This is a genomic window from Owenweeksia hongkongensis DSM 17368, assembly GCF_000236705.1.
In the GTDB taxonomy this organism is placed as follows: Bacteria; Bacteroidota; Bacteroidia; order Flavobacteriales; family Schleiferiaceae; genus Owenweeksia; species Owenweeksia hongkongensis.
In genome coordinates this window covers 337,714-363,269 of the sequence record NC_016599.1, presented here as the reverse complement: position 1 = coordinate 363,269, position 25,556 = coordinate 337,714, and the positions used below count along the sequence as shown (strand labels likewise).

General features: G+C 39.8%; 26 protein-coding genes. 16 read left to right on the top strand and 10 right to left on the bottom strand.

Going from position 1 to position 25,556, the window contains the following annotated elements:
* The first annotated feature begins 4 nt into the window (after nt 1-4).
* Nucleotides 5-1,219 (top strand): hypothetical protein, encoded by a 1,215-nt coding sequence (locus tag OWEHO_RS01690; protein WP_014200724.1) that lies wholly within the window; start codon nt 5-7, stop codon nt 1,217-1,219.
* 75 nt (nt 1,220-1,294) lie between these two features.
* On the opposite strand, the gene OWEHO_RS01685 is transcribed toward OWEHO_RS01690, so the two are convergent.
* Complete coding sequence (locus OWEHO_RS01685) at nt 1,295-2,725, bottom strand: amidohydrolase family protein (RefSeq protein ID WP_014200723.1); 1,431 nt, start codon at nt 2,723-2,725, stop codon at nt 1,295-1,297.
* A 115-nt stretch (nt 2,726-2,840) separates the two neighbouring features.
* Between OWEHO_RS01685 and OWEHO_RS01680 the strand changes: the two genes are divergently transcribed.
* The 6 genes from OWEHO_RS01680 to OWEHO_RS01660 all read left to right on the top strand — a co-directional run bounded on the left by OWEHO_RS01680 (nt 2,841) and on the right by OWEHO_RS01660 (nt 8,790).
* On the top strand, nt 2,841-3,734 hold the full coding sequence (locus tag OWEHO_RS01680; protein WP_041627342.1) for a cation diffusion facilitator family transporter: 894 nt from the start codon (nt 2,841-2,843) through the stop codon (nt 3,732-3,734).
* A gap of 96 nt (nt 3,735-3,830) precedes the next feature.
* Complete coding sequence (locus tag OWEHO_RS01675; RefSeq protein WP_014200721.1) at nt 3,831-5,144, top strand: FAD:protein FMN transferase; 1,314 nt, start codon at nt 3,831-3,833, stop codon at nt 5,142-5,144.
* Nucleotides 5,137-5,352, top strand: coding sequence for a DUF4266 domain-containing protein (locus tag OWEHO_RS18140; RefSeq protein ID WP_143764454.1), 216 nt, complete (start codon nt 5,137-5,139; stop codon nt 5,350-5,352). The genes OWEHO_RS01675 and OWEHO_RS18140 overlap by 8 nt, the downstream gene beginning before the upstream one ends.
* Nucleotides 5,339-6,556 (top strand): DUF3570 domain-containing protein, encoded by a 1,218-nt coding sequence (locus tag OWEHO_RS01670; protein ID WP_143764452.1) that lies wholly within the window; start codon nt 5,339-5,341, stop codon nt 6,554-6,556. Before OWEHO_RS18140 ends, OWEHO_RS01670 begins: the two co-directional genes overlap by 14 nt.
* A gap of 243 nt (nt 6,557-6,799) precedes the next feature.
* Nucleotides 6,800-7,717, top strand: a complete 918-nt coding sequence (locus OWEHO_RS01665; RefSeq protein WP_014200719.1) for a bile acid:sodium symporter family protein — start codon at nt 6,800-6,802, stop codon at nt 7,715-7,717.
* The gene (locus tag OWEHO_RS01660) at nt 7,714-8,790 is read left to right on the top strand and encodes a 1-acyl-sn-glycerol-3-phosphate acyltransferase (protein WP_014200718.1); all 1,077 of its coding nucleotides are present in this window, start codon (nt 7,714-7,716) and stop codon (nt 8,788-8,790) included. The genes OWEHO_RS01665 and OWEHO_RS01660 overlap by 4 nt, the downstream gene beginning before the upstream one ends.
* On the opposite strand, the gene OWEHO_RS01655 is transcribed toward OWEHO_RS01660, so the two are convergent.
* From OWEHO_RS01655 to OWEHO_RS01645, 3 genes are all read right to left on the bottom strand, one after another.
* The gene (locus OWEHO_RS01655) at nt 8,765-9,583 is read right to left on the bottom strand and encodes a DUF3667 domain-containing protein (protein ID WP_014200717.1); all 819 of its coding nucleotides are present in this window, start codon (nt 9,581-9,583) and stop codon (nt 8,765-8,767) included. The genes OWEHO_RS01660 and OWEHO_RS01655 overlap by 26 nt on opposite strands.
* A gap of 31 nt (nt 9,584-9,614) precedes the next feature.
* Nucleotides 9,615-10,571: an AMP-binding protein gene (locus tag OWEHO_RS01650; RefSeq protein WP_014200716.1), complete on the bottom strand. Its 957-nt coding sequence runs from the start codon at nt 10,569-10,571 to the stop codon at nt 9,615-9,617.
* A 146-nt stretch (nt 10,572-10,717) separates the two neighbouring features.
* Nucleotides 10,718-11,758, bottom strand: a complete 1,041-nt coding sequence (locus OWEHO_RS01645) for an o-succinylbenzoate synthase (protein ID WP_014200715.1) — start codon at nt 11,756-11,758, stop codon at nt 10,718-10,720.
* A gap of 116 nt (nt 11,759-11,874) precedes the next feature.
* On the opposite strand from OWEHO_RS01645, the gene OWEHO_RS01640 reads away from it, so the two are divergent.
* The 3 genes from OWEHO_RS01640 to OWEHO_RS01630 all read left to right on the top strand — a co-directional run bounded on the left by OWEHO_RS01640 (nt 11,875) and on the right by OWEHO_RS01630 (nt 14,655).
* The gene (locus OWEHO_RS01640; protein ID WP_014200714.1) at nt 11,875-12,912 is read left to right on the top strand and encodes a DUF4407 domain-containing protein; all 1,038 of its coding nucleotides are present in this window, start codon (nt 11,875-11,877) and stop codon (nt 12,910-12,912) included.
* A 612-nt stretch (nt 12,913-13,524) separates the two neighbouring features.
* Nucleotides 13,525-14,151 carry an NAD(P)H-dependent oxidoreductase gene (locus tag OWEHO_RS01635; RefSeq protein WP_014200713.1) on the top strand — a complete coding sequence of 209 codons (627 nt, stop codon included), beginning with the start codon at nt 13,525-13,527 and terminating at the stop codon, nt 14,149-14,151.
* A gap of 87 nt (nt 14,152-14,238) precedes the next feature.
* Nucleotides 14,239-14,655, top strand: a complete 417-nt coding sequence (locus tag OWEHO_RS01630) for an OsmC family protein (RefSeq protein WP_014200712.1) — start codon at nt 14,239-14,241, stop codon at nt 14,653-14,655.
* Here the strand turns inward: OWEHO_RS01630 and OWEHO_RS01625 are convergent.
* The gene (locus OWEHO_RS01625; RefSeq protein WP_014200711.1) at nt 14,652-15,548 is read right to left on the bottom strand and encodes a 1,4-dihydroxy-2-naphthoate polyprenyltransferase; all 897 of its coding nucleotides are present in this window, start codon (nt 15,546-15,548) and stop codon (nt 14,652-14,654) included. The two genes, OWEHO_RS01630 and OWEHO_RS01625, sit on opposite strands and share 4 nt — an antisense overlap.
* Nucleotides 15,549-15,598: 50 nt before the next feature.
* Here OWEHO_RS01625 and OWEHO_RS01620 point away from each other — a divergent pair, with 50 nt between their 5' ends.
* The 6 genes from OWEHO_RS01620 (at nt 15,599) to OWEHO_RS01595 (ending at nt 19,379) form a co-directional block, all read left to right on the top strand.
* Entirely contained in the window at nt 15,599-16,108 is a 510-nt protein-coding gene (locus OWEHO_RS01620) for a PH domain-containing protein (RefSeq protein WP_014200710.1), read from the top strand.
* A 24-nt stretch (nt 16,109-16,132) separates the two neighbouring features.
* Nucleotides 16,133-16,927, top strand: a complete 795-nt coding sequence (locus OWEHO_RS01615; RefSeq protein ID WP_014200709.1) for a HipA family kinase — start codon at nt 16,133-16,135, stop codon at nt 16,925-16,927.
* Entirely contained in the window at nt 16,905-17,288 is a 384-nt protein-coding gene (locus OWEHO_RS01610; RefSeq protein ID WP_014200708.1) for a DUF3037 domain-containing protein, read from the top strand. Before OWEHO_RS01615 ends, OWEHO_RS01610 begins: the two co-directional genes overlap by 23 nt.
* Before the next feature lie 16 nt (nt 17,289-17,304).
* A complete protein-coding gene (locus OWEHO_RS01605; protein ID WP_014200707.1) occupies nt 17,305-17,850 on the top strand; it encodes a hypothetical protein in 546 nt (181 codons plus the stop codon).
* A 171-nt stretch (nt 17,851-18,021) separates the two neighbouring features.
* Complete coding sequence (locus OWEHO_RS01600) at nt 18,022-18,771, top strand: flavodoxin family protein (protein ID WP_014200706.1); 750 nt, start codon at nt 18,022-18,024, stop codon at nt 18,769-18,771.
* 41 nt (nt 18,772-18,812) lie between these two features.
* A complete protein-coding gene (locus OWEHO_RS01595) occupies nt 18,813-19,379 on the top strand; it encodes a peroxiredoxin family protein (protein ID WP_014200705.1) in 567 nt (188 codons plus the stop codon).
* Between the two features lie 78 nt (nt 19,380-19,457).
* Here the strand turns inward: OWEHO_RS01595 and OWEHO_RS01590 are convergent, their stop codons facing one another.
* From OWEHO_RS01590 to OWEHO_RS01570, 5 genes are all read right to left on the bottom strand, one after another.
* Nucleotides 19,458-19,778 carry a DUF6686 family protein gene (locus tag OWEHO_RS01590; RefSeq protein WP_014200704.1) on the bottom strand — a complete coding sequence of 107 codons (321 nt, stop codon included), beginning with the start codon at nt 19,776-19,778 and terminating at the stop codon, nt 19,458-19,460.
* Between the two features lie 94 nt (nt 19,779-19,872).
* Entirely contained in the window at nt 19,873-20,895 is a 1,023-nt protein-coding gene (locus tag OWEHO_RS01585; RefSeq protein ID WP_014200703.1) for an HmuY family protein, read from the bottom strand.
* The gene (locus tag OWEHO_RS01580; protein WP_014200702.1) at nt 20,883-23,150 is read right to left on the bottom strand and encodes a TonB-dependent receptor; all 2,268 of its coding nucleotides are present in this window, start codon (nt 23,148-23,150) and stop codon (nt 20,883-20,885) included. Before OWEHO_RS01580 ends, OWEHO_RS01585 begins: the two co-directional genes overlap by 13 nt.
* Before the next feature lie 79 nt (nt 23,151-23,229).
* Nucleotides 23,230-24,471 (bottom strand): T9SS type A sorting domain-containing protein, encoded by a 1,242-nt coding sequence (locus tag OWEHO_RS01575; protein WP_014200701.1) that lies wholly within the window; start codon nt 24,469-24,471, stop codon nt 23,230-23,232.
* 59 nt (nt 24,472-24,530) lie between these two features.
* Nucleotides 24,531-25,478 (bottom strand): DUF6607 family protein, encoded by a 948-nt coding sequence (locus tag OWEHO_RS01570; protein ID WP_014200700.1) that lies wholly within the window; start codon nt 25,476-25,478, stop codon nt 24,531-24,533.
* Nucleotides 25,479-25,556: the final 78 nt, after the last annotated feature.

Here is a 25,556-nt window from a genome sequence, read left to right as displayed (position 1 = left end):
GCTTATGAAAAAGCTCCTACTTCTCTTCATTTTCACCTTCTCGCTTTTCGCGAAAGCACAGGACGTAAAGGTTCGTTTTTATGATGTCCGCACTTTGGACGATTATCAAAAAGTGTTGCTTCAAACCATTCAGGATGAAAAAATGATGTTCATCGTGTTTTATCAGGATGGTGATGCCTTTTATCAAATGCAGAAAGACAACATTTATGCCAATGCAGAATTAGCCGCAGCTTACGCCAAAACTAACCCTATGGCGGTTTCTATTACCAGCGAAATGGGCTCCAGATTGGCTGAGTCCATTGGTGTAGATAGCTTCCCGTCTTTTTATTATTTCAATAATGAAGAAGTGCTGCTTGTAGTAAAGGAAGGATATCAATCGGTTTCAAATCTTATTGAAGCTCTTAAAAAAGCACAAAGCATTAATACAAACTACAGCAAGCTTACTGATAAATATGGTGATGGAACCTTAACTCAAGCTGAGTGGCGTACACTTTTAGAGACCTATGCTCTCAATAATGATTTTATACAAACACAAAGTTTGGCATTGGAGTTTTTTAATAGCCAATCCAAAGCAGAACTACTAAAGCCTGAAAATGCGGAACTACTTGTAAAATATGGCATTGATCTGGAAAGCGCGTATCCAGAACTTATTATTAAAAACAAAGCAAGCCTTCCTTCCAGCTTTGATTACAAAGCTTTTTACAGCAGCACCTATGACTATAATTTTGACCGTGCTGAAGTAAATAAAGACACTGTTTTACTCGAAAAAATAGTCTCTGTTTTAATTCCAAACCGTCCTAAGGATGAGGCCGATACCAAGGAACTGGTATTTGAAACCAGAAAGGTATTTTCATCTGAGACACGCCTTTTTAATGTTTGGGAAAAAGCGGCAATAGAACGAGCGGCTTCTCTTGGTGATGATAGCACAAAAGCTGAGTTCATATTTGAAGAAGCTTTTGAAATTGCTGACAACTTTAACACTGAGGATGCCCAAGAAACTGCTCGTAAACTTGCCAAAGAATCTTACACCTTGCGCGAAGACTACCGCTACAAAATGCTGGAAGGCTACATGGCTTACCTGATGAAAGATTACGCGGAAGCCTTGGAACTGGTGAAATTGGCAGAAACGAAAACAGACAATGCCAATAATATTCGCAAAGCGAACAGCTTGCAAAAAATGATTACCAAAGAGTTGGAGAAGGAAAACAAGTCTGAGTAAATCTACTCACCCAAAAAAACAAAAGCCGCGAAGCTTCCTTTTTGTTGAGTATCATTTTGGCGTGGCAATGATTTGCTATTTCTCAAAAGTCCTATCCACCACTTGCCCCCGCTTTATCACCAAATTTATCTTTTGAGTATTCTCAATATCTTCCAAAGGATTGGCATCCAATAAAACCACATTGGCCAAATTCCCTTCTTTGATAATTCCAAAGTCAGGTTTATCCAAAAACATAAGAGCAGCATCTGATGTAGCTGCTCGTAAAACTTCAGCTTCGGTGTAGCCGTATTTTACCAAAGTTTGCATTTCCTGATGTAAACTACTTCCTGGGTAAGCCCCATAGTTTGGACTATCCGTTCCCACCAAAAAGGGGATTTTATACTTCTGTAGCAAATCAAAATTTTGCTCATAATCACCAATATAATGATGAATAGCTTTGGCCAAACCAAACATCACAGGTGCTTCTTTCATCTCAGAGGCATTGTCTCCAGTTACAGGGCCAAGAATTGGCTCTGGGGTAGTCAATGTATCAAAAGGTTTTGGCTTGTATTTTTGAGTATACATAGCGTCAATATTTTCAAAACCAGAAATAGTAAAAATCATTTTCACTCCTTTCTCCTTTAAAAACTTCACATCTGCATCACTAAGTTTATCGCGATACACCGCGTGGGCTAGGACGTCTGCCCCAGCTCTGGCAGCAGCCAAGGCATTTTCTACCGAACCTATATGAACCAGTACTTTTAGCCCTTGATTATGAGCCTCCTCCATTAAAGGTTTCATAAGCTCTTCAGCCATAAAGGGCGAACCAGGAGGAAGTTCATCACAAATCAATTTTATGTAATCTACGTTCTGTTCCACCAAACCTTCAATGATTTTCTTAGCATCTTCCGGTTTCTTAATAATATTGAGATTGCTTGTAATAAAACTTCTTGCCGGCCAAGGGTTCAACTCTTTAAGCGCTGGTATGGGATGGCTACCTTTTACGGTAACGGGAGCTGCGGTAAAGTAAATGTCTGGGCCATAAATGGTGTTATCCCTTACTCCTTCCTGTAGTGGTTTGGTAATTTCGGCTGCGCCTCCCAAATCATAAATTGTAGTAATACCTGAAAAAAGCCAAGCGTGCAAATTGTGAACCGGACTGGGGCCAATTTTTGCCCAAGGCGAACTTCCACCAGACATTACATGTACATGTGTATCAATAAAGCCCGGAAGCAAAGTTTTTCCCGTGCCGTCTATCACTTTATAATTTCCGGTCTCTAAACTTGAGCTAGGCTGCATTTTAGCAATGCGCTCACCGTCTATAAAAACATCATAACCTCGTAGGAGCTCCTCTCCCTCGCCTGTAAATACATCTACATTTCTAATTACCAACAAAGTGTCCTCCCGGATATCATCAATTAATTCAGGATAGTCAATAGTGATTGTGGTTCGGCAGCTGAGCATAAAAACCAATGCCAAGCACCATAGGAGCATCTTGGAACAGAGAAGAGCAAAAGGAGTTTTCATAAGGGTATTAACCAATGAGTTGCTAATTGTTCAAAATTAGCAATTCCAATATAGGCTTTGCCTTCCTTTAGTACTTCAAAAATTGAGAGATTTGCAAACTTATAAATCGAAAGTCTTGCCTGAAAAGCTCCCAAACAAAAAAGCCGAAAAAACTGCTTATCTCAGTATTGCAGGAAATGCAGCTTTAGCTTTGGTAAAGGGTATTACCGGTTATTTTGGCAATTCTTATGCGCTTATTGCGGATGCAATTGAATCCTCTGCCGATGTGTTTTCATCCATCATGGTTTTGTTTGGAATAAAGTATGCTAACCGCCCACCGGATGAAAACCACCCTTATGGACATGGCCGTGCTGAACCGCTTATTACATTTTTAGTAGTCGGATTTTTGGTAGCATCTGCAACCATCATTGCTTATGAAAGTATCGAAAACATAAGAACACCACATTTGGCACCAGAGCCATACACGCTGATTGTGCTTGCTGTGGTTATTATTCTCAAAGAAGTCTTTTATAGAATTGTAAATAATCAAAGTAAAAAGTCGCACAGCTCTTCTCTCAAAGCTGATGCCTGGCACCACCGTAGCGATGCCATCACTTCTCTTATGGCTTTTATAGGAATTAGCATTGCGCTTATTTTTGGCCCCGGCTATGAAACTGCTGATGATTGGGCTGCTTTGCTGGCTTCCGGAATTATTCTATTCAATGCCTACCTCATTCTTCGTCCCGCTTTGGGCGAAATAATGGACGAACAACTTTATGATGATTTGGTAGAAAAAATCAGGACTTTATCTGCTACTGTGGAGGGAGTGCGAAATACTGAAAAATGTTTTGTTCGCAAAACCGGAATGACCTACCATGTAGATCTTCACGCCATTGTAGATGCTCAAATTACGGTTGCTGAAGGGCATCACATATCTCATCTCTTAAAAGATAAATTGATGCATGAGTTGCCGGAACTTGCCGATGTACTAGTGCACATTGAGCCTGATGATTACAATTTAGAAGTCTGAGCCAAACCCTACCACATTATTTTCGTATTACTAATACGACCTTGCATTTCATTGCTTGGCCTTAAATGATACTTTTGAATAATCTAATTTCCTGTAATGCGCCTGTACTGGTTTATAATCTTACAACTCACATTTCTATTAGGCTTCGCCAATAATAGCTCCAAGCCCACCCTACTCATATTTTCAGGCAGTGATTGGTGCATTCCCTGCATTAATTTTGAAAAAAATGTGCTTAGCAAAGAGGCTTTTATAGTTTATGGAAAGGAAAATCTAGAAATCGTAAAAGCGGATTTCCCTCAACATAAAAAACAAGACAAGGAGCTGGTTTCTAAAAATGAAGAGCTGGCGGATAAATACAATCCTAACGGAGTTTTCCCTTTAGCTCTGCTCCTTGATGAAAATGGAAAAATCATTTCTCACATTAAAACCCATATTACTTCCCCTCAAGAATTGATAAAGCAAATTGAAGCAGCTTTGCCAAAAGTTACCCTTAAAGAATACAGCAAGAAAGTATTGTTAATGGGTAGTAGCTTTGAATTTACGATAGTGTGTGAAGATGAAAACAGAGCAGAGTACTTGCTGAATGCATCCATTGATGAAGTAAAGAGAATTGAAGCCCTTATTTCGGAATGGGACTCTACGTCTGTTGTTTCTGAAATAAACAGACAAAGCGGTATTTCGCCAGTAGCCGTAAGCGAAGAAGTGTACCAGCTTTTTGACCGAAGTCGCACTCTGAGTGAACTTACGCATGGCGCCTTTGACATTTCCTTTAGAGGAATCCATCTTTATGATTTTGACAAAAAAGAGCATTCTACTTTCCCCGATAGCGTTTCCATTGCTGAAGCGATAAAAAGTGTAAACTATAAAAATATTAGCCTCAGACCTCAAGGCAAAATTATGCTTACGCAAAAGGGAATGGCTGTTGGTTTTGGTGCTTCCGGAAAAGGCTATGCAGCTGACAAAGTGAAGCAAATGCTGCAACAAGAAGGCATAAGTGCTGGTGTGATAAATGCCAGCGGAGACCTTTGTACTTGGGGAAGCCGTCCAAATGGAGAGCCCTGGCGTGTTGGCATCACCGACCCAGATAATTCTACAAAAGTGCTTTACTGGTTACCTATTGAAAATTCAGCTGTAGCCACATCCGGGAGCTATGAAAAGTACTTTACCTACAAAGGAAAAAGATACGCACACATCATTAATCCACACACGGGTTTTCCGGTAACGGATAAAAAAAGTGTATCCGTTTTTAGCCAAAGTGCAGAACTTTCAGATGCCATGGCTACTGCGCTTTTTGTAATGCCTATAAATAAAGGCCTTCAACTTTTAGAAAGCCTTCCTCAAGTGACGGCCATTATTATTGATTCCGAAGGGAAAGTACATCACTCCAAAAAGCTTGAACTCATTGAATAAACTTGCACCTATACTGCTTATCATCCTTACGCTTCTAAGTGCAGCTTGCACAAGCGTAAAGCCCTACCAGCGCTCCTATCTAAATGATGCGAGTATGCAATCAGGAAATTTAGAAATAGAGACTTTTGAGCAAGGTGTTTTCAATTATAGAGAGGGCGCAATGGGCAGTGGCACCAAAAAAGGAAAAGGCGGCTGTGGGTGTAACTAGACAAATAATCTTTTTGGCAATTTTGGTTATAAGCACTTTGGGGGCTTCAGCCCAAATGGATGCCGACACAGCAAAAACTCCGCGACAATCTAAGTTAGACGCTTTGTTTTCATTTTATGGACAAGATGGAAAACATTCGGCAGTGACCGGTGGCAAAGGCAACGAAAACCTACAGGTGTATAGTGTAAAAATTAGCGGCACCCATAAAATCGATTCGGTAAATACTTTTTATCTAAGTGCTGGAGTGGACATTATCAGCTCAGCATCAACGGATAGTATTGACTTTATAGTTTCATCAGCTTCGCGGGTTGATCAGCATACAAGTTTAAATATCGGCTATTCTCGGCAGCTGAATAAGCAATTGAGCGTAGGTGCTATTTTTTCGCTTTCGCTGGAATCTGATTATTTTTCAAGAGGTGGTGAAGTTTGGTTTGATTATCTCCGAAAAGACCAGAGAGCAGCAGCTAGCCTAAACCTTAGCGCCTATTTTGACGACCTACGTTGGGGGCGTTTGCAGCCTCCCTATATTATCGAAGCTCGAAACCTTATTTACCCGGGTGAGCTTAGAGATAGCGCGTGGTTCGACATTCACCACCGGAATTCTTATAATATATCAGGAAGCTACCGCTACGATTTGAATAAGAGAATGAGTCTGAGTATTTTCCCTTCGTACAGTTATCAAGAGGGGCTTTTATCTACTCCTTTTCATAGAATGTACTTTGCAGACAAAGTGTTACCAGAAGTGGAAAACCTACCAAGGACAAAGCACATGGGTGTTTTAGGTATTCAACTCAATTCCTTTATTGGTGGGAAATTCATTCTTCGCTCCTATGCTCAGTATTACATGGATGATTTTGGCTTGACCAGCACCTCAATAAAACTAGAAACACCCTTAAAACTGAAACCAAAGCTTTCTATTGCTCCTTCTATCAGGTATGCAAATCAAACCGCAAGTGATTATTTTAAACCTTATCGTGAACACCAATCTAGCGAAGAATACTACACTTCTGATCATGACCTTTCCTCTTTTTGGTCCATCAATCCAGGGCTTAGTTTTAACTTTTGGTTTGGAAAACCCGAAACAAACAAATGGCAGGTTCAAAAACTATCGCTTCGATACTCTTACTATCAAAGAGAAGACGGATTGAAGGCCCATATCATTTCCACTTACTTTGGGCTTGATAGGGTAAAATCCAGAAAGTAAGAATTGTAGTATTTAACTACAAACCACTTATCAGAAAAAATCATATCTTTATCTACTCATTTTCAGTAAAGTCAATAGAACAGTTGTTTTTTTTGAGATAATTTTTAAAAGGGAGCCCAGCAATGGGTTAGCAGCTAAATTCCTTCCACGAGGGAAAATACAAATGGGTTCCCTTTTTCTCCCCATCCCCCTCCATATTTATAAAAATCCTACATTGGCCTTTATTAGCTCAAGCCTCACAGTATGGATACTTCAATAGATAACGCGCAGTTAAATTTTAATAACGACAATCTCTGGGTGTTGAACATTATTCTTGCAGTAGTAATGTTTGGAGTTGCTCTCGGTCTTAAAATATCTGATTTTCAGAATGTCCTAAAAGCCCCCAAACCTGTCATCCTAGGTCTCATTTCTCAGTTCATCTTATTACCCGTGCTTACGTTTGCACTCATCTACATCATGAAACCGCATGCAAGCATAGCTTTAGGCATGATCATGATCGCTGCTTGTCCAGGAGGAAACATCAGCAACTTTATGACACAAATTGCTGGCGGCAACTCAGCTCTATCGGTAACGCTTACATCCTTTGCCACAGTTCTATCCATTTTTTTCACTCCTTTTAATCTTCAGTTATGGGGTAGTTTGTACCCTCCTACCAATGAAATCCTTAAAGAAGTGAGTATTAGTCCGATTGATGTATTTCAAACTATAGTTCTTATTCTTGGGTTTCCTTTAGTTATCGGAATGTTGGTAAGGGCTCTGATTCCTAGAATATCTGAGATTCTGAGTAAAATACTGAAGCCTTTGTCTATTCTTATTTTTATAGCTCTTGTTGCCGTGGCTTTTTTGAATAATATGGATTTATTCAATAAGTACATTGATCAGGTTATTTTCTTGGTATTTCTTCATAATGCTATCGCCATTTTAAGCGGATATCACCTTGGAAAGATCTTTGGACTGAGTCGGGAAGACAGAAGGACTTTAGGGGTAGAAACCGGAATTCAAAACTCTGGACTTGGTTTATTACTGATTTTCAGCTTTTTCAATGGCTTGGGTGGAATGGCCATTGTTGCTGGCTGGTGGGGAATCTGGCATATCGTTTCAGGACTAAGTCTTGCCTATATTTGGAACCGCAAAAAAGTAAAAGTTCCGATCAAGGCATGAGGAGAAAGATTTGGTATTTCTATATGTGGTTTTATTTAAAAATCACAGCTCAATTTTTTTATCGAAAATTTACGGTAGTTGGAAAGGAAAATGTTCCGCGTAAGCGGGCTGTTATTTTTGTTCCAAATCATGTAAACACCTTTATGGATGCAGTGATTGTGGCTACCGCACAAACAAGAATGTCACATCACATGGCGCGGGCTGATGTCTTTAAAAACCCGAAGCTCATTTGGCTAATGGCCACGGTAAACCTCCGTCCGATTTACCGTATTAGGGATGGAAAAGATGCCGTTGGGAAAAATGAGCAGGTATTTACCCAGTTACAAGATTTCATGAAACAGGGCGAGTGTGTAACCATCCATCCCGAAGGAACACACAGCCTCGATTTTAGACTTCGTAATTTTAAAAAAGGGTTTACACGTTTGGCTTTTGGCTACCTCGACCGCTTCCCTGATAAAGAAATAGATATTGTACCAGTGGGGATTAACTATGATAACCCAACAGAGTTTGGTAGCAAAGTTAGTATACACTACGGAAAACCTATAGATGTACGCCCATATTATAAAATGGCCGATCAAAACAAGGCTGCACAGGAGCTCACAAAAGATTCACATCAAGCCCTACTTCCATTAGTAACCAACATCGATGATGAAGAAAATTATGATGAAATCCTAAAAAAGCTAATTGCTACAGGTGCAGATTTAAGCAATCCTGAAGAATGTAATCCAATTATTCAAGAAATTGAAAACGGAGAAAACCCTAAACTTATTCGTAAGATTAAGGGCCCTGGTATTATCAATAAAATCATCTTCCCTTTTGCATTAATCAACAATTGGGCAGCGGTTCTCATTTGGAAAAAGATAAAACCCACATTCAAAGACCCTGCTTGGCATGGGCCTATTAAGTATGCATTAGGCCTTACCGTGGCTCCCCTTATGTATATTCTTCAAACCATACTTGTAACCCTATTTGCTGGCTGGATATGGGGACTTATCTACCTCTTTTTATCCATGGTCACCGTTCATTCTTTGAGAATCGGGCAAAGTGCTACTCGGCTTTCTTTTCATTCCTAAACTTTTCCTTGAATTCAGGGTCTGTGGACGTTTTATAAGCAATATAGGCGGCTACAATACTAAAGGATAATATTCCGAAGAAAACTGCATAAAGTAGATAAACACCAAGGGACTTAAAAAATACCGCAACACGCCCTCCCTTAAATAAAGAGAGGTATACGTAGGTGAAGTAGATTATGGTAATTAAAAGACTCGAAGAACTAAGCCATGCATAAGCTTCTTTATTGATAAAGTAAATTGGCATTATAAGTAACCCTAAAAACACGGTTACCCCAAATGCATAGCTAACTATAATAAGATGCTCAGCATAGTTATAGTCCTTACTTTTGAAAAACAACCATGATGCTAAAGCCAATACAGGCATACTTGAAGCAATCATCAAGTGATTATAACTATTAATAATAGTCATCATTTCTTTCACGGGATCAGAAAGAGGATGGCCAGATATTTTGGTGGCATATTCACCTTGCAGGTAATCATTGATGCCTAGAGCAGCCATCAACAATACTGATATAGTGAGCATCAAAAAGAGAAAACGAAACGGATGAAAATATTTAACTGTAATACCTGAAGTGTACTCTCTAAGCACCTCGCCAGGACACACCAACAAGCCATATATAGTTGGCCAAAGTCCTCTGTCAAAATTAAAAACCACCCCCATTACATTCGAAATTCCTTCCTTTATTGTAAAACGCTCGGTAATTAACTTTTGCCCGCATGCCGGACAAAACACACCAGCGTATTCAGTAGTACAATTTTTACAGGATTGGGTGGTAGCAAGTTCTTGAGACATAGCAGCGGCCTTGGTTCGCTACTAATTTATACTATTGAGCCATACGGTTCAAAGTTTCTTTGCGATTCAGCTTTCCACTTTCGGTAATTACAAATTTAGGCACGGTAAAGATTTGCTTTGGAATTTCATATTTTCCTAAAGCTTGAAAGTGGTTTTTGAATGTTTCAAATTCCATTGACTCATCACTTTCTACCACCATTACCAGGCTTTCGCCAAATTTGGTATCCTGGATTCCCGTCAAAAAGTAAGGGTAACCGATGTCCCCAATTTTCCTTTCGATACTCTCAGGGTGCAGCTTCACTCCTGCTGAGTTTACCACATTATCGTGGCGGCCAAGCCAAACAAAAGTGTCAGCGTTTTTTAATTCTACCAGGTCATTAGTTGCCAAATCTTTCACACCAAGTGCCGGAGCATTTATCACCAAACAACCGCGCTCATCAAAGTGAATTTCAATTCCCGGAAGAGTTTTAAAAGTCTCATTATCGCTACCGTTCACCCTTCGCATGGCAATGTGAGAAATGGTTTCCGTCATTCCATACGTATGGTAAATCTCGTTCGGTAAATTTCTCAGCTGGTCTTCTAAGTCTGAACTTATTGGCCCTCCACCAATAATGAGTTTTTTTATTCGATGTAAATCGTCAATAGAAGCTGCTACTTGATAAGGTACCATAGCAACAAAATCAAAATTACCCACAAGATTTTCCAATGGTTTCGCTGATGGCTCTACTATGGTAAGATTCAAATCACCAAGCTCCGCGCGTACCATCATCATGATTCCCCCTATATGAGCTGGAGACATACAGAGCAAGGCTTTGTTACCTTTTTGCAATCCTAAAAAATCCAAAGTCATTTGGGCGGAAGCCCGCATGTGGCTCTTCTCTATTTTTATGATTTTAGGCACACCTGTAGAGCCGGAAGTTTGCACTTCCATAAAATTATTTTGGTCTTTAAACTCTCTTAAAATCCGCTCTACGCCTATTGACTTCATATTATTTCAAAAATATTTTCATCTGTACCCAACCCTTTTCAATGTCTCAACGTTAATATAGTACAGTTCCCAATTTTTTTTAGTTGAATAAGCCTCGATGGCTAATTCTATTTCCCGGAAAGGTTTCGCGCAAGTGGAACCTTTCTTTATTTAGCCAAAGCCGAGATATCCCAGGACTGTTCAGGATTATAACCTATACCTCCACCTTTCACGTAAAGTGGACTTTCAAAATTATTGGTGTACAAACTTCCTGTACCCAAACCAGAAGGAACTTTATTTTCTTGAGTAAAATTCCACTGGGCAATGGCACTCAAGCCGATGTTACTTTCCAGCGCGCTTGTTGCCCACCAGCCCATGTACATTTCTTTTGCCAGCGCTATCCATTCTTCGCTTCCGCGAAAACCGCCAACAAAACTGGGCTTTAAAATAATATGTTGTGGACGGATGGTTCGCAAAAGTTCGCGCTTCTTAGCCTGAGTAAAAACCCCTATAAGTTCTTCATCCAAAGCGATAGCAATTGGTGGAACTTCGCATAGTGCGGCCAACTCCTGCCACTGTCCTTTTTTTATAGGTTGCTCAATGGAGTGAATTTTCAAATCCGCCAATCGGTTTAGCACATCCATAGCTTCGCTTGGGAAAAATGCACCATTGGCATCCACACGAAGCTCGAGCTCATCCGCACCAAATTCCGAACGGATAGACTTTAAAATGGCCAACTCATCCTCAAAGTTGATGGCGCCAATTTTCATCTTCAAAACTGCAAAACCGTCCTTTAGCTTTTGCGCAACTTGCTCTTTCATAAAATCCACATCGCCCATCCAAATCAGTCCATTAATGGGCTGCATGGCTTTTCCTTGAGTAAAATCTGAAGGAAAAAGAATGTGATTTTCACTTTTCAAATCCAGCAAAGCCATCTCTAAACCTGCCTGTATGGAAGGATATTCTATCACCTCAGCATACAATTCTGCCTCAGCTAAATGTATATTTTCCATCAACCAATTAAGCTTAGGCTCATAATCTGGCCGGTCATCTGCGCTCAGCCCTTTCAAAATTCCACACTCACCAATTCCTTGTTTTCCATCTTTCTCCAAAAAGATGAAGTATGAATCTTTAGTTCGCAATATTCCACGGCTAGTGCCGCTGGCTTGCTTAAAGTTGAGTGTATATTTCTTCCAGGTGGCTTTCATGACTTCTTAAATATATAGCAGCAAAACTAAGGCTTTGATTCATTCCATCTCCAAGGTTTTACTACCTTCGACCCTACCCGATTAGCCCTATCTGCGTTTATTAAAAAATATACGTCATGATAGGTGATTTCTTTATTTGGTGTGCCGGAAGCGATACTTCAATCCTCAAGCGCTGCCCTCGTTCCGAACGCATAAAACACATGGGATTTGGCACTTTAGTACTCATTCCTGCCATACTAGCATTCGTAAGTATGACTTACGCCCTCAGCACTGTGGGGCAGTTGCAAGAGCATTTTTGGTTAGCGCTCCTTGGCGGAATAGTGTGGGCGCTCATCATTTTTAGCTTTGACCGATACATTGTTTCTACTCATCGTAGAAAGCTTGAAAACAAAGATGAGTTCAAAAGTCCAGCTTTTTACCTCCGCTTTTTCTTCGCCCTTATTTTGGGGATTGTAATCTCCCACCCTATTGTTCTCCTCTACTTTGATGGAAGCATTACTGACACTATAAAACAGAATAAAGTAGAACACCAAAAGACGATTCAGACTGAATATGACAGACGAATTCAAAAAATTGAAAACCAGCTTGCCGTGCTAGACAGTAATTATTCCGCTAAGGAAAAAGCCCGCGACATACAGGCACGTCTTGTTGCTCGCGAAATTGATGGTGAAGTTTTAAAAAATGCCAAGGGCGAAATTGTGACTACTGGCATTTACGGCAAAGGTCCCTCAGCCGAAAATAAGATTCTACACCTTAAACAGCTGGATGCTGAATTAGCTTTGCTTCGTGCTAATGATAGTGTAGTTAAAAGTTCACTTTACGCTGAAATCACACAACTAAAAGATGAAGCTGACAGCAGTATTTCGGCTTACAATGTGTCTTTTGATTACTTAAGACGGGAGCTTGCACTTGAGCAAATGAAGGAGGAACACGCTATCGTTGGTATGACACAAGCCTTTTTAATGCTCTTATTTATACTTGTAGATACACTGCCCGTAAACTTCAAAACCTTCTCTCCTTTTGGAATGTATGACAAAATTCTTTTGGAAGACAGTAAGATAGTTCGTGAACTAAATAGTTATGATAGAGCAACTCTTTTGCAGAAAGCTTATCAGAAGCTCAATGCTGATTTTGCAGGAGAGAATCAGATTTGAGCTTTTGATAAGCTATGTAAATCCATCCAACTCTAATGATAATCACTATATTTTATGGAAGTAATAATAATTAACCTTTCCTCAAGCCGCATGGCTCTTCCTTTTTCATTGATAAAAAGGAAGCAAAAATCTAGAGCATTTTAAGGAACTTTTGCTTGCTCCGCTGCACAAACCGCTGTTACATCTTCGCTTCATGCTTATTCCTCATTCTTCGGAATGCAATTACGCTTGCTGTTCAGCTAGTTCTGAAAAATGCTCGGACAATTCAGCAGGTTTGTATTTGAGATCGGCCTATTATCAATTTCCCACAAAAGCAAGGTGAAACTTGCCCCAGAGAAGTGCCGAAGTGAAGCAAAGTGAAACGGCCAGGGCTTCGAAGGGTAAGTAAGCCATAGCTTTTCAGAAATTTATAAGAAGCCTTGACTTTTTTGGTTCTTTTTGGGTCAAGCCAAAAATGAACAATAAACACATTGATAATCTAATCGCACATTTGAAACTACATAACAAAAGCACTTACCCCCTCCTTGTCACGTCATCTTGTCTTAATCAATGTTTAAACATTGTTTTGGCATTACTATTGTTTATACGCTCTCATCAAAATAAAAACACGCTATGAACGTAATAGAAGCACTAAACTGGCGCTATGCTGCCAAACAAATGAATGGTAATAAAGTACCGCAGGATAAACTAGATAATATACTTGAAGCAATTCGCCTTTCTGCCTCTTCGATAGGTCTGCAACCATACACCATTTTGAACATTGAAAACCCTGAACTCCGTGAGAAGCTACAAGTAGCGGCCAATAATCAGCCACAGATTACCCAAAGCTCAAACCTATTGGTATTTGCCGCCTGGACAGAAGTTACAGAAGAAAAAGTGGATAAGTACATGAGTGATATTGCGGTAACTCGAGGTATTAAAGTGAATGACCTGGCAGGTTTTAAACAAATGGCCATGGGTGTAGCAAACATGCCTGGTGATCACTCCGTATGGACCGCCAAACAAGCCTACATAGCTCTGGGTACCGCCCTAATAGCAGCCGCTGAACAAGAAGTAGACGCTACCCCAATGGAAGGCTTTAATGGAGAAATGATAGACGAAATTCTTGGCTTGAAAGCTCAAGGCTTAAAGAGCGTTGTCCTTTTGCCATTAGGCTATAGAGATGAAGAAAAAGATATGCTGAGTAAAGCTAAAAAAGTACGCAGAAGTCGCAAGGAACTTGTACTGGATTTAGTTTAAGCCAAAAAGTTTAAACTCTACTCATAAAGGCTGTCCTTATTTCGGGGCAGTCTTTCCTGTTTATATTTGAAACCTAAAATTTGATTTATGAAGATTTCGCTGGAGCGTAAAAATGACCACCTACTATTTGAAGGAAAAAGTGAAACTGGAAATACAGTAACCATTGACGGTGCACCGGCTAATGGTGGCGATGATGCTGGTATGAGCCCTATGGAATTATTGCTCACCGCTGTGGCGGCTTGCGCTAGTTTTGACATAAGTCTAATTCTAAAAAAACAAAGACAGGAGGTAAAATCACTAAAAGTAGATGCCAGCGGAACACGGCCTGAAGAAGGTCAGGTAAAACCTTTTAAAACTATTCATCTACATTTTAAATTGACAGGAACACCTGATGAAAGTAAAGTTGCGAGGGCTGTGGAACTGGCGGTAGAAAAGTATTGCTCAGTAGCTTCTTCGCTCGACCCACAAATAAAAGTGACCCACAACTTCAGTATTGAAAATTAAAGCACCTGCCCTATCCCAAAAGTCAAGGCGAAGAGAAGTGTTGTAATGGCCAGCCTTTTCAAAAGTGGGTCAAAGTCTTCCGCATCAAATGAGCGCATCACACTAAACAAATTGGCTACCAAAAACGGAATACTTATAAAGTAAAGATTGCTCCAAAAGCTATTGTCCATAAGGGCATTGTATAGAAATACACAATCGAAAGCCAAAATGATTAAAACTCCATGATAAATTTTGGCACCTTTCAAACCCATCATCACCACCAAAGTGCGCTTTCCAGCAGCTCTGTCGTTCTCAATGTCGCGCATGTTGTTCAGGTTAAGAACCCCTACTGCTAATAAACCCACAGAAGTTGCCGGAAGAAAAACTTCCCAGTTTAGCATATTGGTTTGAAGAAAATAAGAACCTACCACCCCTACAATTCCAAAAAAGATAAGTACTGAAATATCTCCTAAACCGCTGTAGCCATAAGCTCTTCGACCAACGGTATATGTAATAGCAGCCACAATTGCCAATAATCCAAGAACCACAAATCCTATGGTGACAATCATTGGTAAACCTTGTGTAGCAACAATGCTCAACCAAGTGCCAAAAACAAAAGAAAGAATGGAAAATAACCAGACAGCTTTTTTCATAGAAGCCGCTGAAATCTCGCCACTTGCTACTGCTCTTTTTTCGCCCACTCTATCGGCATCTGTTCCTTTTACTCCATCGCCATAATCATTGGCATAATTACTAAGTACCTGATAGCAAAGTGTGGTAAGCAAGCAAAGCACAAATACAGTAATACTGTACGATCCCATAGAAGCTGCCAGGCAAGTGCCCAAAATAATACTCGAAAAAGCAAGTGGTAAAGTACGCAGGCGCGCTGCTGCAATCCAGGGTTTGATATCCATCAAAAAAAGTTCAAATAAATAATATATTTGGTGGCAAAACTAGCATATAAATGCACTCCAAGGCCACCCTCGACAAGACCGCGAAGATAGTAACCGTATTTGTACTTCTACTCATGGTGGTAATACTATACCCTATCCTAAAAGGCAACAAGGAAATAGCAAGCATCATTTCGGGATTCTTTGATTTACTCTTGTTTTTTGTGATTGCCTTTTGCTATTTATACTCCACCAAAGGATACAATATCTACAACGGAAATCTTATCGTAGAGCGCCCCATTGGTAAAAAAATTCTTCCGCTGGAAAATCTACTCGGTATTTATGATTACAAGAAAATTGAAAACGGTTTCACCATCCGCACCTTTGGCAATGGTGGGATATTTGGGTATTTCGGATATTTCAACAACGACAAGATTGGACGTTTCAAAATGTACTCTACCAAAGGAAAAGACTTTTATATCCTCGACTTTGGGAAAGAAAAAATAGGTATCAGCCCCGACCAACCAGAATTTATTGAAGCCTTGAAAGGATACGTCTCAAAACCAGATGCTCCACAATCCTAGGATTGTCTCTACTTTTGCGGAAGCATGAACAAAACAATTGAACTTAGAACCGTAGCCGTAACGCGCTACATCACTCCTTTGCGAGAAGGTGGTTCGCTGCCAGCACTTGCTGAGGCGGATGATGATTTTAAGTATGTCTTAAAATTTCGTGGAGCGGGTCATGGTGTGAAAGCTCTTATTGCCGAACTCCTTGGTGGAGAAATTGCTCGAACCCTCGGCTTGAGAGTTCCTGAACTGGTGTTTGCCACTTTAGATGAAGCCTTTGGCCGTAGTGAAGGTGACGAAGAAATTCAGGATTTGCTAAAATTCAGCCAAGGCTTAAACCTTGCTCTACACTTCCTTTCCGGAGCCATTACCTATGACCCCGTTGTCACGGAAATTGATGCTGAGTTGGCTTCAAAAATTGTGTGGTTAGATGCCTTTACCACCAATATTGATCGCACTTTTAAAAATACTAACATGCTGATGTGGCACAAAGAACTTTGGTTGATTGACCATGGTGCCACCTTCTATTTTCACCATTCATGGGATAATTGGGAAAAGCATGCGCTGAGCCCCTTTTCCCTAATTAAAAGTCATGTATTACTACCCCAAGCCAGTAAACTTGCTGAAGTGGATGAAAAGCTAAAAGCTTTACTGCCGGACGAAAAACTACGTGAAATTGTAAACTTGATTCCAGAAGATTGGCTCCATTGGGATGATGTTGATCTAAACCCTGAAGAAATCAAAGAAGTATATTTCCAATTTTTGAGCCGCAGAAAAGCCCATTCACAAACCTTTATAAAAGAAGCTGAAGATGTCCGAAAGTTACTTTTATGAATATGCGGTAATCCGCTTGGTACCACGCGTAGAGCGTGAGGAGTTTTTGAATGTAGGCATAATTATGTTTTGCAAACGCCCATGTTTTTTAAAAGCTAAACACCATATAAACACAGCCAAGCTTTCACAATTTGAGCATGAGCTAGAATTGGCTGATATAGAAAGGAACCTCGAAGCTTTTCACAAAATATGCATTGGTGGCAAACCAGGTGGGCCAATGGCTCAGGAAGATCATGTTTCGCGATTTCGCTGGCTTACTGCTGAGCGCAGTTCTTCTATTCAAACTTCAAGGCCACATCATGGTTTTTCTACTGATTTGGAAAAAACTTTGGAAAGGCTGTTTGAAGAGTTGGTGATGTAATAGACTAGAGTCTGGCATGAAAATATCACGAACCTATATTCTGATCTATTCGATTTTAATTTTTTCAACATTAGCATTTGCTGTCTTTGTTCTGATGCTTCAGTTATCAGATTCTAACTTCCCTTATTGGATGTCCGCAGTTAGTCTCTCCTTTGTAGTGGTTTCGATTGGGTCATTTGTTAGGAATTTTAGAACTATAAAAATTGAGCAGGATAATATTATCTTAAAGCGACTTTATAGAGCTGACAGAAAGTTTCACTTCTCTGAAATTGAAAATATAAAAGAAGGAACCTTTAGATATAGAGGATCAAGTCCAACATCAAATTTATATGAGGGTTATTTTCTTACGATAAAAACAAAGAGTCAAAAAATCCGAACAACATCCCTCAACGAACCAGAATACAAGCAACTAAGGAAAAACTTAAAAGCACGTTTGCAGAAAAAAGTAAAGCTTGATGAAAAATATCGAGGTGATAACTTGAACCAGTTCCTCCTAATAATTATTTGTCTTCCTGGAATTTATCTCTTATTTAAGATATTAGGATACCTGTCTGGCTTGTAAATATGCAATGGACACTTAGCTAAAGTCCATAAATGTCGCTTCCATTACAAACTGAATCTTTCTATATCCTAATCTTTGAGTCTTGATTGAAGAGGTTTAACCCAGTAGAAACTTCTATCGAGAACATTGGTGAGCCGATAGAGGTTAGCTGATTACAAAAACCAATAAATTATGGCGTTAAGTAATTTTCAGCGAAAGCTAAACGATGAAAGCACTTATGACTTTTCGGGTCTAAAAGCTTTATTCATCAATTGTACACTTAAGAAATCACCAGAAATATCACATACAGATGGGCTGATGCAAATGAGCAAAACCATTATGGAAGCCAATGGCATCAAAACTGAATTAATCAGAGCAGCAGATCAGGACATCGCTTTTGGGGTATACCCCGATATGACTGAGCACGGATATGACACCGATGCATGGCCCTCCATTCAAAAAAAGGTGATGGATGCGGATATTTTAGTTATTGGAACTCCCATTTGGCTTGGTGAAAAATCGTCTATCGCTTCTATGGTAATCGAGCGTTTGTATGGATATTCCTCGGAATTAAATGATGATGGTCAGTATGCCTACTATGGCAAAATTGGAGGTTGCCTTATTACCGGGAATGAAGACGGCATAAAACATTGCTCAATGAATTTGCTGTACTCGCTTCAGCACTTGGGCTACACTATACCCCCACAAGCTGATGCCGGCTGGATTGGCGAAGCTGGGCCTGGCCCCTCTTACCTTGATAAAAATTCGGGCGGTCCTGAAAATGATTTTACAAATCGAAACACCACCTTTATGACTTGGAATTTGATGCACCTTGCTAAAATGATGGAACGTTCAAAAGGAATTCCGGCTTACGGAAATCAAAGGTCTAAATGGGAGGCTGGTACCGATACAGATCACCCCAATCCTGAGTATAGAACCTAAAACAGTAATTAATAATTCACTATAAATAAATGATGAAGTACATGAATTCTACAAAAAAAGTATTCGCCCTTTTAGCGTTTACATTCCTATTTTCTGCCAGTAGCCTGCTAGCTCAAAATGATTATAAAACAGTAGACGAAGTAGAGGGTTTGGCCGTAGGCACTAAAGTGAAAAACTTTAAAGCCGTAGATCAAAATGGAAAAACCTTCGACCTCAATAAGAGCTTAAAAAAAGGACCTGTGGTAGTGGTATTCTATCGCGGTCAATGGTGTCCTATTTGTAATAGAAACTTGAGCAACCTACAGGATAGCCTTCAACTAATAAGTGATGCGGGAGCTACAATGGTAGCTATCTCACCAGAAAAACCAGAAGACCTAAAAGTAACTGCAGAAAAGAGCGGAGCTAAATTTGAATTGCTACACGATGAAGGCGAAAAGATAAGCACCGATTTTGATGTGTTATACATGCCAAGTAAACCTGATGCAAAACCAATACCCGTGCCGGCAACCTACGTGATTGACACTGACGGCACCATTATTTGGAGGCATTTTGATCGCAATTATAAAAACAGAGCTACTTCAAAACAAATTTTAGAAGCCCTGAAATAGCCTTAAAATCATCAGTCCTTAAAGGGTAAATCTGTTGATTGATATTAAAATACTGGAATTGGAGTTTCAAAAAAAAGTCTACTCTGATTCCAGTATTCCTTTTACCATTCCTATCCACGCGGCCTGTTCCACTACATTTCGTAGTTCCAGCACTTCATTGGCCGAAAGCCACAAACGTGAATAATGATCTTTAATGGGAACGCTGAATTTCTTTTGAGAAGGGCTTAGCGAGAGCCGTGCATTTTTAGATTCTTCGGCTAGTTTTTCACGAAGTTGAGCAAACTCCTTTTCATCAAAAATATGATGACCAGTGCCAAACGCCAATTGTGTGATGCCACAATCCGGGCAGCGCATTACCACTGCATTCGACTCTCGATATAAAACTATGGGTTCACACATACACTTCTTTTTGTGGTGCCTCCAGCTGACTTAGGATAAACCTAAATCAGCAGAGGACTTATAGCAATTTTATAATGTCTCAAAAATTGCTTTATCACAATGGTAAATACTCAAAGCTAACACCACCTTTCCTGCCTTGTTCATCATAAAAACCGGTAAAGTGAAGGCGATAGTTTTGCTCTTCTGCATCTTTAATAAAGTAGTGCTTGGAAGGGATTGCTGAATATGCCCCAGCATCCAAATCATAATATTTCCAATCGTGACCTACCACATCAGATCGAGTAGAATAACGTGATTCTTCAATGTCTTCGTATGATAAATCTGAATAATTCCAGGTACTGTCCAAATAGCTTTCCTCGTGAAAATACCCAACCGACTTATAGGGATTGAGCAACGCTCCGGTAACCGAATAATCCAGCGTATCAACTCCATCAAATAGTCGCTCCATATATTTGGTAAAAAGGATGTCCCATTCCTCTTTTGGTGGCTCTAACTCTAAAATATCACTAGGATTTGAAAAGGAAATATACACATGTGTATAATCAGAATTTACGGGTATTAGCAACTCCTGAAGATCGGAATGATCCAGATTGGAAATCTTAACAGTGTAGGCTTGCCCATTAAAACTAACAGCCTGAAATAACTTATAACCACGAGATTGATTAGTCATAGTTTTACCCATATCCACAATATAAACCTGCTCATCTGAGGTAGTTCCGTTCCAGTCCTTCATCATTCTACCCTTACGGTAAAAGGTCTTTGCCCGCTCGTAGTCAAAAGCAAAATTTGCTGGGTCATAGCTTGCGCTAAAATCTGTACTACCAGTAGCTGCCACCCGTTGCAACATAGATGGATTGATAAATAGATTTGGGTTTGAAGCATCACAACCCAAAGCCAAATCCCAAACATCACGCTTATTTTCACCTTTATTCTCACCAGAGCTTAAGTCAAAATAAATTTGCATTTGATAATCTACTCCCCCCTCAGAAACCATGTTTACCTGCCCAGGAACATCTGATCGGTACTCACCTGGTAAGAGATCTTCTTCCTTTTCACATGAAGAAAATACGAGTATAGCCAAAAAGGCAAAAGCTAAATTTCTAATTAAAAGCTCCATTGTAATCTTGTAAAATATGTTCTACCATAACTCAAGGGAATAGATCCGCCCCCAGTAGTGTGTGCACCGCCTGACACTGTATTATTGGCATTGATTTGAGTTACATCAAAAAGATTTTTTGAACCTACAGTCAATATTAGTTTTTCTTTCAAAAAGCTTTTTTGAATGGTAAACTCAGCCATGGTGTAATTATCATAAGTGGTAGTAATCAAATCACCATCAATGTTCAATGCCAGATCGCTGCGCTTGCCGGTATAGTTCATAAACAAAGCTGGGCGCAGGCCTATCTTCTTAAAGTTGTAGTTAATATTGAACCTTAGCTGCGGGTAAAAATTAAAACCTTCATTTCCTGTGGCCGTGGCTACATCATTAAAAGCCAGGTAGTTTTTCATACCAATAAAGGTAGCTCCTGTTTCAATTTGGAAATTATACAACGTGGTTTTGATTGTAACTGTCCCTCCTGTTGTTTGTGTGCGTGCAATATTTTCATTTCGGTATAAACCACGATTATCAGTGCTATCTGGTGTGATAACCGAAACCAAGCGAATTTCATTTCTGATATCATTAAAAAACCCGCTCACACTTGCCTCCACATTGGCATTAGAATAAGACCTTGAATAATTAAGACTCAATTGATAGTTATTGGAAGTTTCAGCTTGTAGACCTTCATTCCCAAGTATATTGTGATTTTCATCTACAAACAAGAAATACATTTCCTTCAAAGAAGGTGCTCTAAAACCCTGTCCAAAAGAAGCGCGTAAAATGTACTTTTCACTAATTTGATAGCGCAATGCTAACGATGAAATAAGTGGAGCATCAAAACGGCTGTTATAGGCATATCGCAAACCAGGCTGTATGTTTATCGACTTTATCGGTTTGTATTCCGCTGTAGCAAAAAGGGCCAAATCGGTAATATCCTTAAAGTCTCCTTCTATTCGCTGACCAATATTTTCTTCATAGCTAAAATCATAACCCAACTGATAATTTAGCTTGTTTGGAATCCAATCATGCTGATAAAACATTCTTGAACTGAGCATCGCAAATGTAGTTGTGTCCTGTGCATCCGTTCCTGGGAAAATGGACTCATCTCCTGTATTTAGATTTTTTATTGTGGTTTCCTTTTGACGCTGGTAATAATTATATGCCACAAAAGCCTTCACTTTCATGTCTTCACGCGGGTAATAATCAGCATACAAGGCATTGTTTACACGGATGGTTCTGTAAGTATCATCCAAAGCCTGAGGATAGTACCATGCCCCGCCCGTATCTACAGGTACTACATTATCACTCATACTTCCCACTGCGCCACGGTTTACAATATTTTCATCAAAAAAATCAAACCTGTAACGTGCCATTACTTTGTTGAAACGTCTTTGGAGTGAGGCATTAGCAAAATATTGCTCTTTGGGGTTCCACTGAAAATCACGGCTTTCTTCGTTTGGCGAATAGCCGTCAAAGTAATTTCTTCCTAAACCAATGTTTCCCTGAAACTTCCCCAATGGAATACCAACTGATCCATCAAAGTTATACCGCCCAACGGTTTCATAATATCCGTTTAGGTTTACATCAACTTCGTTGGTAGCTTTTCTTTTAGTGATAAGATTGATGGTTCCAGCAACCGCATCAGTTCCGTATTGCACGGCCATTGGCCCCTCTACCACTTCTACCCTTTCTATATCATTCAGGTTGATTTGGTTGAGATCAATATTTCCGTCAAGGCGGCCAATGATCGGCACACCATCTACAAGTATTTTTATTTTGCTTCCGCTAAGGCCTTGCAAGCTAAGCTGCGAACCAAGCACGGCATCTTCGCTCACGCGAAAGTTAAGATCATTTGAAAGTAATTCGCCCAAGTTTACAGCTCCTTGCTGATCTATTCGCTGAGCATCAATAACCCTGATATTTCTAACCGATTGACTTGCCATTACCGGGCGGGCGTGCCCCGTTACCACTACCTCATCCAGGCCAGTTTGCAATGGCGACAAATAGATGGTGTTGGATTTTCCAGCACTAATATTTTTTGAAATGGGCAGGTATGAAATGTGAGTGATTCTCACTTCACCGGAACCGGCTGCTTTGAAAGTAATCTTACCCTTGGCATCTGTTACTGCATAAGTAGAATCTGATGCACTTATAAAACTTACATGAGCACCTTCTACAGGGTTGTCGGTGTGCTCATCATTCACCTGAAGTGAAAGCTGTGCAAAAGACACAGCTGAGAAAAGAAATAGGTATAGTAGTGAAAAGTACTTCATAATGTAGTGAAAGCTAAGCGGAATTAAATCCGCTTAGCTTCAGTTTCCCTATGATTATTAAACCTCAATAATGAAAAAACTATGGCCTTACAGCCACACGTGAGCTAGCTACAAAGCCTTCTCCTGATAATTGTACTGTGTAGATACCAGCGCTTAAGTAAGCAGTAGAAATTCTGCTTTCGCTAATACCTTGAGTTGTATTTATATTTTGTGACTGAACCACACGACCTGCAGCATCAATAATGTTTACCATCACGCTATTTGGCATGTCAGCCTGAAGAGCAACATTTATAAAGTCACTTGCTGGATTTGGATAAACTGAAAGTACATTTACAGTACGCTCTTCTTCCAAACCTACTGTATTCCAGAATGTAATATCACTAGATGGATAAACGTAAAGTTCAACACCACGGCTATCGTTAATTCTTACCGGAATATTGCTAAAGCTAGACTGTGCATAAAGAGCGATATCCCAATCGTGATCAGTATTTGTCTTTACTTCTGCCATGTTTTCTAAAGAATAGTAAACCTGAGCATCGTTTCCAGAACCAAGGATTACAGAATCTGCAACACCATTTACCTCAAATACCATTTTACCAGTAGCCGAACCACCGTATCCAGTAAATTGTAGGTCATTGATGTTCCCCATTTGATCTTTCACAACATACCCTAGGGTGTCATAAACGATGCCTGCAAAAGCATCTTTCCATTCATACCCAATGGTAGAAATGTTTTCGCTAAGCGGGAAAGCAACGGTATCGGCTGCTGAGAATGAACCGTTAGTCATAAATTCTACTTCCGAAACCTTTACACCATCATTGTGTAAAACACCCGCAACAGGATAAGCTCCAAAGCCAGGGAAGAATGTAAGAAACTTAGTAAATACAATATCCCAATCTGCTGTAGCTGGCTCCAAATCCTTCTCTACTTCATTGTCTAAACTATAAAAGAAATAGTTTTTGGTAGAGTAACTGCTTCGATCCAAAGTCTTGGTTACTTTATTTGAAAAATCAAGATTACTATATGTGATTGTATAAACACCACCAGAAATCTGATCAATAGAAATGGCTTTAAAATCACCAGCCATTGTTTTGATGATATAGATACTATCACCTCCAATAATGTGAGTACTCATATCATAGTTTCCCCAACCAAAATCAGTAGCATCGTTAGGATCACGATTTGCATCAAATGCACCTTGCAACCAAGTTTCGTAAGAGTTGTTTAGACTATTCCAACTACCTATTCCAGTAGTATCAAATTGTGATTTGGCTCCAAAAGCCGTTGCCAATAAGGCACAGAGTATAGTTATTTTTTTCATTTGTATAAAAAATTATTAGGTTAAAAAAGATTAAGGTTTGGTGAATTGACTGGTTTTAATTATTCAGCTGTTGCCGTATCCCAAGGGGTAGCAACACTAGAAAGATGTATGTCTATTTGCTCACGGATTTGCTTTTGTGCTTTCTTAGAGTTGTATTTCTTCTCAGCTATAAGCTCATCACCCAATCTGAACAAACGCTCATAAAGAACTTTGTTATCTGCTTTTTGAGCAATATTGATATAGTCGTTTTCTTCCATCACATCATCCCAAACGGCACGCACATCAACCCAGTACTCGCGGTTTGTTTCCCACCAGCTTACAGCTGCGGCACAGCGACTATCATCTACTTTGGTATACTTGTTTCTACCTTTCTCCCATACTAATATGCTGTCCTTAGCTTCTGTGCGAATGATCTTTGCATCATCCAAATCATGAAGGTGACCATAGTCGGTAATTTGATGACGGTTGGTGCGCATCAATACATTGTAGTCAGAACGGGTTGTATATTCTCTTCTTGGAAGTGGAGCAAAAGTTTCTGACTCCCAGTAGCTTTTTCCATCTACATCAATCCAAGTAGCGTAGCCTTGGTAACGCGGGCTATCATCCACCTGATATACTTTTTGAGTCCAGGTTCCTTTTGCTTTATCAGCAGAAATTTCCTCCTTCTTCCACTCTAGATTTCTGTTATATACAAAAAGCTCAGTGTTTTCATAATACCAATCCTGGCGCCAGTGCTTAATGATCATCGAATCATTTATCACCAAAAGATGCTGAAGCATTACCATATCTTCAGTTTCCTCATCTGCTAAAACCCACTCCAAAGCATGTGCAGTGTAGCGATCGCGAAACTCATAATCCTTTGCATCAGAAAACGTTTCGGCATAGTCAAACTCTACCTCGTAGCAGCCGCACATTTCTTTGATATTGTTCTTATCGTTCTCCTTTTTGTTTTGACCAAATGCCATTCCTAAGGAAAGCGCCAACGAAAGTGTAAGTAATTTTTTCACCTTATTCTTATTTAGATTGGTTTAAAATAGATTCTAAGAATGGCGCAAATGTATATGTCAGAATTTACTCAAACAAGC